14 protein-coding genes are annotated in these 12,314 nt (G+C 41.2%); 11 read left to right on the top strand and 3 right to left on the bottom strand.

The features are described from left to right. Positions 1 to 72: 72 nt before the first annotated feature. Both H5232_RS20325 and H5232_RS20320 read right to left on the bottom strand, forming a co-directional pair. A complete protein-coding gene (locus tag H5232_RS20325) occupies positions 73 to 681 on the bottom strand; it encodes a paraquat-inducible protein A (protein WP_145238177.1) in 609 nt (202 codons plus the stop codon). A gap of 47 nt (positions 682 to 728) precedes the next feature. Beyond that, the gene (locus tag H5232_RS20320) at positions 729 to 2,003 is read right to left on the bottom strand and encodes an EAL and HDOD domain-containing protein (RefSeq protein WP_182831411.1); all 1,275 of its coding nucleotides are present in this window, start codon (positions 2,001 to 2,003) and stop codon (positions 729 to 731) included. A 255-nt stretch (positions 2,004 to 2,258) separates the two neighbouring features. On the opposite strand from H5232_RS20320, the gene H5232_RS20315 reads away from it, so the two are divergent. Further along, positions 2,259 to 2,825, top strand: a complete 567-nt coding sequence (locus H5232_RS20315; RefSeq protein ID WP_145238171.1) for an alkylphosphonate utilization protein — start codon at positions 2,259 to 2,261, stop codon at positions 2,823 to 2,825. A gap of 139 nt (positions 2,826 to 2,964) precedes the next feature. Continuing rightward, positions 2,965 to 3,780 carry an META domain-containing protein gene (locus H5232_RS20310; protein ID WP_182831410.1) on the top strand — a complete coding sequence of 272 codons (816 nt, stop codon included), beginning with the start codon at positions 2,965 to 2,967 and terminating at the stop codon, positions 3,778 to 3,780. A gap of 51 nt (positions 3,781 to 3,831) precedes the next feature. Here the strand turns inward: H5232_RS20310 and H5232_RS20305 are convergent, their stop codons facing one another. Continuing rightward, positions 3,832 to 4,671, bottom strand: coding sequence for a 23S rRNA (adenine(2030)-N(6))-methyltransferase RlmJ (locus H5232_RS20305; RefSeq protein WP_149980512.1), 840 nt, complete (start codon positions 4,669 to 4,671; stop codon positions 3,832 to 3,834). Positions 4,672 to 4,905: 234 nt separating this feature from the next. On the opposite strand from H5232_RS20305, the gene zapB reads away from it, so the two are divergent. The 9 genes from zapB to H5232_RS20260 all read left to right on the top strand — a co-directional run bounded on the left by zapB (position 4,906) and on the right by H5232_RS20260 (position 12,289). Beyond that, on the top strand, positions 4,906 to 5,136 hold the full coding sequence (zapB, locus tag H5232_RS20300; RefSeq protein WP_145238165.1) for a cell division protein ZapB: 231 nt from the start codon (positions 4,906 to 4,908) through the stop codon (positions 5,134 to 5,136). After that, positions 5,136 to 5,435 (top strand): cell division protein ZapA, encoded by a 300-nt coding sequence (locus H5232_RS20295; protein WP_149980511.1) that lies wholly within the window; start codon positions 5,136 to 5,138, stop codon positions 5,433 to 5,435. Before zapB ends, H5232_RS20295 begins: the two co-directional genes overlap by 1 nt. A gap of 107 nt (positions 5,436 to 5,542) precedes the next feature. Next, entirely contained in the window at positions 5,543 to 6,562 is a 1,020-nt protein-coding gene (locus tag H5232_RS20290; protein WP_149980510.1) for an MBL fold metallo-hydrolase, read from the top strand. 54 nt (positions 6,563 to 6,616) lie between these two features. Beyond that, positions 6,617 to 8,107, top strand: a complete 1,491-nt coding sequence (locus tag H5232_RS20285) for a LysM peptidoglycan-binding domain-containing protein (RefSeq protein ID WP_182740855.1) — start codon at positions 6,617 to 6,619, stop codon at positions 8,105 to 8,107. A gap of 76 nt (positions 8,108 to 8,183) precedes the next feature. Continuing rightward, positions 8,184 to 8,672, top strand: coding sequence for a peptidylprolyl isomerase (locus H5232_RS20280; RefSeq protein ID WP_149980508.1), 489 nt, complete (start codon positions 8,184 to 8,186; stop codon positions 8,670 to 8,672). 9 nt (positions 8,673 to 8,681) lie between these two features. Then, complete coding sequence (locus H5232_RS20275) at positions 8,682 to 9,410, top strand: SDR family NAD(P)-dependent oxidoreductase (RefSeq protein WP_149980507.1); 729 nt, start codon at positions 8,682 to 8,684, stop codon at positions 9,408 to 9,410. After that, positions 9,407 to 10,249 (top strand): amidohydrolase, encoded by an 843-nt coding sequence (locus H5232_RS20270; protein ID WP_182761357.1) that lies wholly within the window; start codon positions 9,407 to 9,409, stop codon positions 10,247 to 10,249. The genes H5232_RS20275 and H5232_RS20270 overlap by 4 nt, the downstream gene beginning before the upstream one ends. 50 nt (positions 10,250 to 10,299) lie before the next feature. Beyond that, positions 10,300 to 11,877 carry a S41 family peptidase gene (locus tag H5232_RS20265; protein ID WP_182798026.1) on the top strand — a complete coding sequence of 526 codons (1,578 nt, stop codon included), beginning with the start codon at positions 10,300 to 10,302 and terminating at the stop codon, positions 11,875 to 11,877. Positions 11,878 to 11,908: 31 nt separating this feature from the next. Further along, positions 11,909 to 12,289, top strand: a complete 381-nt coding sequence (locus H5232_RS20260) for a hypothetical protein (RefSeq protein ID WP_149980504.1) — start codon at positions 11,909 to 11,911, stop codon at positions 12,287 to 12,289. Positions 12,290 to 12,314: the final 25 nt, after the last annotated feature.

Here is a 12,314-nt window from a genome sequence, read left to right as displayed (position 1 = left end):
GGTTCTAGGTTCTAGGTTCTAGGTTCTAGGTTCTAGCGAAGTTTATGATAACTATTTAGTTAACACAAACGTTTAACTATTTTTTGGCGTAACTTTAATTAAGCTGCTGGCGGCGATGGCAAATAAGCAATAACCGGTAAAGTACCAAAAACCTGTACCAAATTCGGCATGCATGTTGATCAATTCCCCCATCTGGCCATCGGCGTTACCAGCAAGGTAAGCCACAATCAAAGCAATGACAAAAACATCTACCATGCTCCATTTACTCAAGCCTTGTATAACTTGACCGAGTATATGCTTTAATTTGTTCATCGGTATTAAACAATAAACTAATTGCATCAACAGTTTTAAAGCTGGCACCACAATTGAAAACAATGCTACCAATGCTGCGACTAGGTAATTTTTATTATTGGCAAGTTCGTTAACCGTGCCCCAAATGCTCCGTGTTTTTTTATAAGCACTAATTTCACCTTCGAGTTTATCAAGGCCCAACATGCTCGACGCCATCATTAACATATTGCGGGTATGACGGTCACCTTCATCAGCAATCATAGCAATGCCTGTTTTGGCGAGCTTTGATTTATCAATTTTCCCCTCAAGGGTTAGCACAGGCTGAGTAACGCCAGGTAATAACAACGCCAGAGCAATTAAAATAGTCGTGATCGGCAGTAATAAACGCATAGTCGTCTTTTAAAGTATATTGATAATGGCGCATCATACTCAAGGTATTAAGTATCTTCAATAATTGAGGCTAAAACCTCATCGCCGTATTGCCGTGCTACGAGCATGGCATTATAAATAACATCGATGGGAGAAGCTGGCCGAATGGTTTCTAACAATTTAACTGCTAATGGCCAATTATCTTCCTCTACCGCGCGAGCTAACTGCAAAGTAGCACCTAACATACCGTTAAAGTTAAGCAGTGCACTCGATAAATCATCGCCTAAACAAAACTCTTTTGCGATAACATCCAGTTCCATATTTAAAATAGCATCGAGCACTGACATCAAGCCAACTAAGTAACCACGCTGAGACATTTCCTTACCGCCAGGCTCTAGCATTAACTGCATGAAATGCGCACGAGTTAACCCCAACTTAGTTAGTTCACTAGGTTTATCAACCCCTAGTTCACTAAGCGCCAACACTCTTACAAATTGACGAATTGCATCTTCACCTAAATAAATAACCGCTTGTGAAATAGAGGTGATCACTAAATTTTGGTTACCAGAGCGTGCATTCACTAATTTAAGAATACGAGCAGTTAAACCGACGTCTTTAGCTACCCGCTGGTGGACTTCATCAAAATCGAGATCTGGGCGCGACGTACAGCGCAGCAAATCAAAAACAGCAAATTTAGATGGCTCAACATTATGGTAGCTGAGCATTTCTGGACGCGCGAAAAAGAAGCCTTGAAAGTAATCGCAGCCGGCACTTTTTAGCAACATAAATTGTTCGTGCGTTTCAATTCGTTCAACTATGATTTTTACATCAGGAAAACGGCGTTTAAGCTTTTTTAACAGCATATTGGTTTTAATGATGGGCTCTTCAACTTCAAGCTTTATATAATCAACTAAATGTAATAATGGCTCCCATTTTTCATCTCCATCATAATCATCGAGAGCAAAAGTATAACCCTCTTTTTTTAGAGCCGTAACTCGACTGGTCACTTTATCAATGTTGTCGGCTCGTTCAACAATTTCTATTACTGCGCTATCGGGTTGCAATAATTTAGGGAAATCATCTAGTAGGGCATCTGAAGAAAGGTTTATAAAAGCGCGTTGGTTCGCAGTAAGTTTATTTATACCAATAAGCATTAAAGCGTTAAAAAACAGCCGCCCAGTAGCCTGACCATCTGTTGTGCCAATAGGGAATGCGTTATTTATCGAATCTCGATACAGTAATTCGTATGCATAAATGCCTGTTTCAGCATCAAAAATTGGCTGCCTAGCAATGTATTGTGTAACAAGTTTTGGCACCTCGGCGGTTATTTGCGTATCAAGCATATTATTTCCTGCTAATAACTATAGTGACTCATGCCAGCTAAATTGTTGTTATTTTATGTACTCAGTATAGTAAGGTTTTTGCGCCTTGCCTAAACTTGTAAGCAATAATGCTCCTTTTACTGAATGTCTGCAAACGACCTGTAAAACCAAAGTTTTCACTATACCCACACTAAAATAATGGATAAGTTCTAATTTGACTGATGATTGAGTATAATAAGGGCTTACTTTTCTGTTAACCTCCAAAAGAGCCTTGATATGAGCATTGAACAAGCCTTAGTTGAACGCAGTAATAACCAATGTGAGTTATGTACTGCAACTGAAAACCTTTCTGTATACGAAGTGCCACCTGTCACTGAAGCTCATTCAGATAAATGTATTTATACCTGCCAGACGTGTAAAGACCAAGTTGAAGGCACCACTGATATTACCCCTACTCATTGGCATTGTTTAAACGATAGCATGTGGAGCCAAACACCTGCGGTACAAGTGGTGGCGTACCGTATGCTAACCCGTTTAGCTGCTGATAATGGCTGGGCACAAGATGCACTAGACATGATCTATCTTGAAGAAGATACGTTAGCATGGGCTAAAAAAGTACTTGCTGAAAATGATGATATTAAACATGTTGATAGCAACGGCGTGGTACTGCAAGCCGGCGATACAGTCACTCTTATTAAAGATTTAGATGTTAAGGGCAGTAGCTTAACGGCTAAACGTGGTACTGCTGTGCGTAATATCGGCTTAACCAGCAACCCTGAACATATTGAAGGACGTGTTGACGGTCAACGCATTGTTATTTTGACCAAGTTTGTGAAGAAGTAAATATCTCTGTGCCTACAAAAAGGTGCATTTATGCGCCTTTTTTTGTTCCTAAATATAATTAAGCTATGATTAAGTAATAGCGCTGTAAACTACCCATAGATTAAAAATCAACCGATTCATTTATTTCAAGGAATAAACCATGCTATCGAACAAACCTTATTCAGTTTTAAAATCGATTGCCAGCATTAGTTTATTGGCCAGCAGTGCAATGGTACTTAACGGGTGCAAGAGCCTACCTGATCCACAAACTAAACAAACCACTGAAGATGCAGCCATGGCCACTTTAACAACTCAAGTTAGCTACCTTGATCGCAGCATGTTAGGTCCTGGATCACAACTCACTGTGACTTTAGCTGATGTGTCAAAGATGGATACTGAAGCAGAAATAATTAGTCAACAAACTATTGATATCAATGGCGCACCACCTTATACGGTAGAGCTTAGCTACGACGCGAGCAAAATGGGTCAACGTCATCGCTATAGCGTAATTGCACGTATCACTAATCAAGATCAGTTATTGTACGTTAGTACTACACATAACAATCCATTTGAGCAATCACAACAAGCACCTTATGAAGTAGTCGTGTCTAAAGTTGCGCCGCAAAAGCCTAATGTCGATTTAGTAAATACGTATTTTAAAGCTGTTACTATAAATGGCGTGCAAGTCACTGTTGAAACAAAAGAACCCTTTATTCAATTTAGTAAAGATAACAAAAGCCATGGCTTTTTAGGCTGCAATAATTTTGCTGGTAGTTATCAAGTAGATCAACAAGCACTGACATTCAGCCCGCAAGCTAGTACTAGAAAAATGTGCTCTCAAGGTATGGAACAAGAAACTGCAATGTCTGGCGTACTAGAAAATACTGCGACGTGGAATATTAATGGTGAATCACTCACCTTAAAAGATAAGCAAGGTAAAGTACTGGCAACCTTTAAAGCCGTGTATTTTAATTAACTCTAATCACTCTCTGTAATTAAACGCCCAGTGAACTGGGCGTTTCAATGTTTATTCGGCAACTAATTGCTCGCTGCGATAAAAGCCTGATGAATCGCTTAATAAGGTAACTAGTTCAGGTAATACCTTATCCATAGTTTGTTTTAACTTCCACGGTGGATTAATTACTATCATCCCCGATGCAGTCATGCCATGCACGTCAGTATCGGCTTCAGTCGCTAATTCAAATAACTGAATATTACGCATACCTGAAGCAATCAATCCCTCTTCCATACGCTCAATTCTTTCTCTGTCGACCACCGGATACCAAATCATGTAAGTACCAGTAGCAAAGCGTTGATAAGCCTTCGTTAATGTTTTTACCACAGTGTCGTAATCGTCTTTAATTTCATAAGGTGGATCAATGAGTACACATGCTCTGCGCGAAGCGGGGGGTAATAACCCCACTAGACCCGTAAAGCCATCCTCGCCGCGGACACGAATTGAGCGCTTACCGCTCATGTTTTCTTGTAGTAATGCCAAATCTCGCGGATGTAGCTCAAAAAACCAACCTTTGTCTTGGCGACGCAAGAAATGCTCAGCAATTTTCGGAGAGCCCGGATAAAAAGCTAATTGTTCTGTATCATTAAATGATTTAATTAAATCAATATAATCATTTAGTTCCTGATGCTCACTGCGATGTTGATAAAGCTTAGCAATGCCATTTAGGTATTCTTGCGTTTTTTGTGCATCAGCACTGGCTAATTCAAAAAAGCCAGCTCCTGAGTGAGTATCGATATAGTCCAATGGCTTATCTTTGAGCGTCTGGTAACTTAATACCTGAGCTAATACCAAATGTTTAACGACATCGGCTGGGTTTCCAGCATGAAATGAGTGTCTGTAACTGAGCATAATATAATTTCGCTTAAATAAACTCATTGAAGTTAGTTATATTCTACAACATAAAACGCCAAGGGTCATAAATTGCTGGCCATTAAGTGAACCACTTATGAACAAATTAGTCGCTAGCCTGAACAGCTTATTAACATTAAATAAAAATCAGCCAAAACACACGTAAATGCTGGCATATAAAGCAACTTTGCTTTACATTTGCATGACAATAATCACAGTTTTATGAGCGCCTTTATGAATAACGATACCCTTTCTCAACTAGAACAATTGATCGACCAATTAATTAGCCAAAATTCACAGCTACAAACTCAGGTTAGCGAGCTTAAAGATAAAAATAGTAAGCTAATCGATGAAAATGAAATTCTTCAACTTGAAGTACTTGAAAGTGAAGAAAAACAAAAAGACACCAGCACAACTTTAACGGGTTTACTTGAGAAGCTACAAAGCGCCCAACAGGCTAACTAATGTCTGAGCTGCAAAACCAGCGAGTCACAGTTGAGTTGCTTGGTAAAGAGCAGCAATTTGCTTGCCCAGCTGGGCAAGAAGATGCACTCATTGCATCAGCCAAATACTTAAATGATTTGGTTGATCAAATGAAGCAGCGCTCAACAGTGCGCAATGATCAAAAAGCCTTATTAATGGCAGCCTTGAATATTAGCCATGAGTTACTCGAAGCAAAAACACAGCAAAGCGTTACCCAACAGCAGCAGGATCAACTCATCGATAAGCTCAGTGCTTACTTAGGGCAATCGTCAGCCGAATAAAAAAAGCGCACTCGCGCTTTTTTTATTATCTCGTGGATTCCAGTATCAATTAAAAACAAAATCAGCTAACTTGCCTATTTTATTTTCTCTATTTTGGCAATACTGTTATGACTCACCCTTTTTATATCCCCACTCAGTTAACTGCACTTTTATTGCTAAGCTTTAGTCTTGTTGCACCCCGCTCTGCTGTTGCAGCAACACAGTGGCAAACAATCTCCCCTAACGTACAATTTTTAGAGCAGCAACGAGCCCTACGCTTTTATGACTCAAACCAAGTGCTCATTGAAGGTGACAAATGCGCGCTAATGTTTGATGCTAGTGGCGACTTTGCCGCTGTTGAAGCAACCGTTAAGCAACTAAAAAGCACCTTAAAAACCCCCTTGTGTTACTTAGTTGCTAGTCACTTCCACGACGACCATTTACTGGGCATGGCTATTTTGCAGCATCATTTCCCCGATGCTCAATTAATTGTCCATCAACAGCTTGCTACTGAATTTAGTCAACTCCAACAAACCTATACTAATAAACTTGATAGTTATGAAAAAAGTATCGAATTGAGTTTACAGCGTTTAGCCCAGCAGCCCGAAGCGCAACAACAGCACTGGCAAAACAAACTCAACTTAGCTAAGCAGCGATTATTACGATGGCGCCAATATCAACTACAACCACCACAAACTTACGTTGTTGATAGCTTAACCATTGAACTTGGCAACTACCCAGTCACGATTAACGCACACCAAGCCCATACTAATGGTGATTTAACTCTCAGCGCCGAAAATCATCGCATTTTAGTCGGTGCTGATGTGGTTGATTGGCTACCTTATCCCGGCCATGGTAATTTTAATAACTGGTTGCAAATACTCACACAACTTCACTCAGATCAGCGCATCAAGATAATCCTGCCTGGCCACGGAAGCGTACTAAAACGAGACGATTTACAGCAACCATTAAACTTTTTGCACGCGATACAACAGCATGTAACAAACTATCCAGAGCAAGATTTAGTGCAATTACAGCAAAGCTTTAATCAGCAGTTTGCGAAAGACTACCAAGTTGATGAGATAGCACGAAAAGCTTACCCGCTGTTTCTAGAGGCTGGACTTAAACGAGTTAAACAGTCAAAATAGCGCTCGCACGTGGATGTGCTAGACTTTTAAAAGGATATTAATTTAGTGATGTTTATGCGCAGTTACCTCTTAGCCCTGTTTGTGACTTTAATTTTACTATCCGGTTGCCAAACAACTGAGCCATATTCAGCGCCAAGTGATACTGTGCAAGCTCCGGTTATTTTTAATCACGTTAAACCGTCATCAAATAGCTCAGCACAGCCCACAGATACCAAGCATAAAAAACAAAAAATAACATTAACAGCTCCAGCGCAACAAGCCGCTACATCACCTCAAGCGCACACTCGCAATAAAGATTTATGGCGACATATAGCCGACAACTTAACCATTCAAATTTACCTAAACAAAGCACTAAATAAACGGATTACCTGGTATACCAAGCAACCAAAATACTTACAGGTTGTCAGTGCCCGGGCTGCGCCTTATCTTTATCATATTGTTAGTAAAATAGAGCAACGTAAGTTACCCATGGAATTAGCTTTATTGCCTTTTGTAGAAAGTGACTTTCGCCCGACTATTAGCTCCTCAGAACAAGCTGTTGGGGTATGGCAATTAGTCGGTGCGACGGCTCATCACTTCGGCATAAAATCAGATCAATGGTATGACGGGCGCAAAGATGTTCTCGCTTCAACAGATGCCGCTTTGGCCTATTTAGAGTATTTACATAAGCGCTTTGATGGCGACTGGCTACATGCATTAGCGGCTTATAATAGTGGCGAAGGACGTGTAAAGCGCGCCATCGCAGAAAATAAAAAGCGCGGCAAAAGCACTGATTACTGGTCGTTGAAATTACCCAAAGAAACCTCTGAATACGTGCCAAAGCTAATGGCATTAAGCTACTTAATACAAAACCCTCAGCGCGGATTATACCGCCCTAAACTTGCCAACAAAGCCCTTACAACTGAGCTTAACGTTGGCCAGCAATTTGATTTTTCGGTGATCGCCAATTTATCTGGTATTGGTCGCAGCCAACTACACAAACTCAACCCTGGCTATTTAAAAAACCAAAGCTCACCTAATGGTCCTCATACTTTATTACTACCACTGCAACAGCAAAGCTTATTAAGCAGCCAGTTCTTTAAAAATAATTTCACTGGCGAATATACAGTGAAAAAAAATGATACTTTGTACTCGATTGCTCGTCGTTTTGGATTATCAGTTAACAAACTAAAAGCGATGAATAACAAAACCTCTAATTTAATTGGTATTGGTGAAGCACTGATGGTTGGCCAACCTCGCACCATGCCAGACTCGTTAACTATCAATTATAAAATCAGTCCTTACCTTGAACAAACTGAAATAGCGATCCCCACTATCGCAATCCAATACCAGGTAAAGCCTGGTGATACTATCTGGGGAATCAGCCAACTTTATGATGTGCCGCATAGTGATTTAGCCCGGTGGAATAAACTTAGTGCCTCGAGTATTTTAACGCCTGGCACGCAGCTGGTGCTACATTTGCCGCAAGCAACAAAGGCCGTGTCACAATTGCATGACGAAGGTTTACTTTCAGAGCTTGCAAGAACCTTAAAGCAACCACACTAACCGAACCAGTAGTTTATAATCCGGCTTATTTAGCGTAAAATTAGCTTTTCATTACAGTTAAATTAAAGAGATCGGCATGCAAATTAGCAAAAACTCGGCAGTTGAATTTCACTACACATTAAGTGAAGCGGGCGAGCAACTAGAAACAAGTACTGGCAGTGAGCCGCTAACCTATATTCATGGTTTGGAAGGTATGCTTCCTGGTCTTGAAACAGCTCTTGAAGGCAAGGCTGCTGGCGATAGCTTCAGCGTGACACTTACACCGAGTGAATCTTACGGTGAACGTGTTGATGATCTTATTCAACGCATTCCTCTTAAACACCTTCAAGGTGACACTAAAGCATGGAAGCCAGGCATGACAGCAATGGTTAGCTCTAATCAAGGCCGTCATCAAGTAACGATCGTGAAAGTAGGTCGTTTCAATGCTGATTGTGATTTAAATCACCCATTTGCAGGCAAAACTCTAACGTTCGACGTGCAAGTACTTAGCGTACGTGAAGCAACCAGCGAAGAAGTATCACACGGCCATGTCCATAGCGAAGGCGGTTGTGGTCACAACCACTAAGGAAATTCCATGTCAAAGGTTGCTATCGTTACAGGCGGCAGTAAAGGTATAGGTCGTGCTGTTGTTAAGCGTTTTCTAAATAATGGTTACCAAGTACATAACCTTGATCTAGAACCTGCAGATTTAGGCACTTGGCACCACTGCGATGTGAGTAATGTTAGCGCAGTAAAAAAGGTTATTGCAAAGATTGCCAGTAATGGCAAATGTATAGATGTGTTGGTATCGAATGCCGGCCGTCATCTAAGCGCGACAATTGAAGACACTGACGAAGCAACCTTCGATAGCTTGTTTGCACTTAATGTAAAAGGTGCCTACGCGGCAATTCAAAGCGTGTTACCAAGCATGAAAGCGCAACAAAATGGGGTGATTATTTTAATTGCCTCAGATCAAGCCATCATAGCTAAAAACAACTCGTTTGCGTATAACCTGACCAAACATGCGTTAGCCTCAATGGCAAAAACCACCGCATTAGATTATGCCCAGTTTAATATTCGCACCAATGCAGTGTGCCCAGGCACCATAGAAACACCGCTTTTTCATAATGCTATCGACGCATATTGTGCTCGTAGTGGCGCCGATAAAGCCACTATAGTTGCCGAAGAAGGCGCATTACAGCCACTCGGACGATTAGGCCAAGCTGATGAAGTCGCAGCATTAGTTACGTTTTTAGCCAGTGATGATGCCAGCTTTATTACCGGCAGTTTGCAAACTATTGATGGTGGTTATACCGCGCAATGAGTGAACGCATTATTGACCCTCACGTACACTTTTTTAATTTAGTCCAAGGGCAATATGATTGGCTACAAGGTAACAATCCTGTGCCTTGGCCAAATTTAGATACGATTAAAGCGCCCATAAGTGTTAACCAATTACAGCATATAAGTCAGTTTGAAATTGCTGGCCTAGTACACATTGAAGCAGGCTTTGATAACCAGCACCCCATCAATGAACTACACTGGCTAGCTGAGCACTTAGGTGGCCACAATTATAAAGCTATCAGCTTTGCCAATATTAATAGTCATCCCGACGATTTTAATAATGCAATTACCGCTTTATCACACCCAAGCTTAGTGGGCATTAGAGATATCACTGAAGGCGCTGATGCCATGCGCTTAAGCCATGCTACATGCCATGATAACTTAGCGCTATTAGCCAGTAAGCAGCTGATATTTGAAGCTCAATTTGAAGTTGAAAAGCTCACGATTACCCAACAGCTAATCAACTACTGCCAACAACTTCCGCATTTACAATTAATAATAAACCATGCGGGTTTACCCAATAATCTGTCAATTTGGCAGCAGGGGATCAGCCAATTAGCGCAACTACCTAACTGCTGGATTAAATTTTCAGGCTTTGAGCTACTCACCGCGCAGCTGCAAACTCAGCAACAGCAGTGTTTTAACTTTATCCTGCAACACTTTGGTCAGCACCGCGTTATGTTTGCTAGTAATTTCCCTGTGTGTCAAATCAACGCGAGTTATCAACAGCGTTGGTCAAACCATTTTGAGCTGTGTAATACTCATAGTTTATGGCAACAACTTAGCTACAAAAATGCGCAGCACTGCTACCAAGTTTAATTAAAAACCGCTATATTGGGTTTATATTGTATAAAAAATAGATCATCACTATGGCTGTTTCCTCTATTCAAAAGCTCACTATTGGGCTTTTCAATGTTTCTTTTCTAGCGCTTCTTTCTGGCTGTGGTGGCGGTAGTACAATGACCGACAACAACAATAACAGCAATGGTGATGGCGACACTGGTAACAGTATCAATTGGACAAAAGGTGTATTTCAACCCTCAAGTAATTTTTATCAACAATGCCAAGCATTAAACGAAAAGCACTGGCTGCGCTCATGGAGCAATGAAACCTACCTTTGGTATGACGAAATTATCGATCGTGATCCAGCGCTGAACCCTGCTGTAAATGAATATTTTAAATTACTAAAAACCGAGCAAATTACCGAGTCAGGCGCAAACAAAGACAACTTTCACTCTAGCCTGCCAACTGCACAATGGGAAGCCCAAAGCCAATCAGGAGTGACTTTTGGTTATGGTTTTAAAGTTAAATTAATCAGCTCTACAGCACCACGTCAAGGTGTGATCAGCTATACAGAGCCCAACTCACCTGCAAGTGCGCAAAATATTGCCCGCGGCTTTGAGATTTTAGAAATCGATGGTGTTGATTTTATCAATGCCAGCACGCAAGCAGAGGTCGATATCCTCAACGCGGGTTTATATCCAACTCAAACCGGTAAAAACACTACCTTCGTATTCAAAGATATTAATACCGATGAAACCCGCGAAGTTATTTTAAACTCACAAACGATTACTTCTAGGCCAGTCACAAACGTGAAGACTTTAGCTGATGGCACTGTTGGTTACTTTCAATTTAATAGCCACAATGCAATTGCTGAAAAACCGCTTTATGATGCCTTTAATAATCTCAAAGCAAGTAATGTCACTGATCTGATTATTGATATTCGTTATAATGGCGGTGGTTTTTTACAAATGGCCAGTCAAGTTGCTTATATGATCGCAGGCCCCGCGAACACCAACGGTAAAGTTTTCGAAAAAACCATTTTTAACGATCAACACCCAACCTTTAACCCTGTTACTGGGCAGCGTTTGGAGCCTGTGATGTTCACCGATGAATTTGTTGGCTTTGCCGAGAACCCGGCATTAATACCAGGTACACCATTACCAAGCCTTAACTTAAAACGCGTTTATTTACTAACCACTAGTAGCACTTGCTCTGCCAGCGAAGCGATAATAAATGGCTTACGCGGTGCAGATATTGAGGTAATTCAAATTGGCTCTGGTACCTGCGGTAAACCATACGGTTTTTATCCCACCGATAACTGCGATACAACTTACTTTAGTATTCAATTTACCGGCGAAAACAATAAAGATTTTGGTGAATATTCAGATGGTTTTGCGCCGCAAAATACCACTGACAATGCCCGCTTACCAGTACGCATAGCCGGTTGCGCCGTTGCTGATGACTTTAGCCACCAGTTAGGCGATCCTGAAGAAGCGGTACTAAAAGCCGCGTTGGGTTATCGTGATAATGGTCGTTGTCCAGCAGCCAGTTCAATAGCCAGTAAGCAAGGTTTTGCACCTGCACGCTTTGGCGATACCCCTGCAGTATCAGATACACGGGCTGGATCTCTTGCTGAGCAAAATAAAATACTGCCTTCGCATTAAGCGTTAGCATTAAACTCAAGGCAGAATTGTTATGCTAAAAGAATGTTCATTATCAATACTAACCGCGCTCTTGATCAGCGGCTGCTCTGTGCAAAGCAGTGAACCAACACCAAAATTACAGCATGCATTACTAACAGAGCCACAAGGGGAACTGATTGCTCAAGGAATTGCTCGCCTAATGCGCTCAGAGAAGATTGCAGTAGCTAATGATGTGTTTATGAAGCGCAGCTTGATGGTCGTTGATAACGTCACTAAAACCGACGAGCTTGGCAACCCTATTATGGGTAAACAGCTAAACATGCCAGACCGTTTTGAATTACTGATAAAAAACAACCTATGCTTTGTACGTCATCTCGATAGCAAAGCCACCGAGCCGCTACCGGATGTACAATGCAAGGTGAATGATATCTAGGTGCTAGGTGCTAGGTGCTAGGTGC

Origin of the sequence: Pseudoalteromonas sp. SG41-5 (assembly GCF_014164495.1) — a bacterium.
Taxonomy (GTDB): domain Bacteria; phylum Pseudomonadota; class Gammaproteobacteria; order Enterobacterales; family Alteromonadaceae; genus Pseudoalteromonas; species Pseudoalteromonas rhizosphaerae.
The sequence above is the reverse complement of the archived record's forward strand: the minus strand, read 5'-3'. Positions and strand labels throughout refer to the sequence as shown.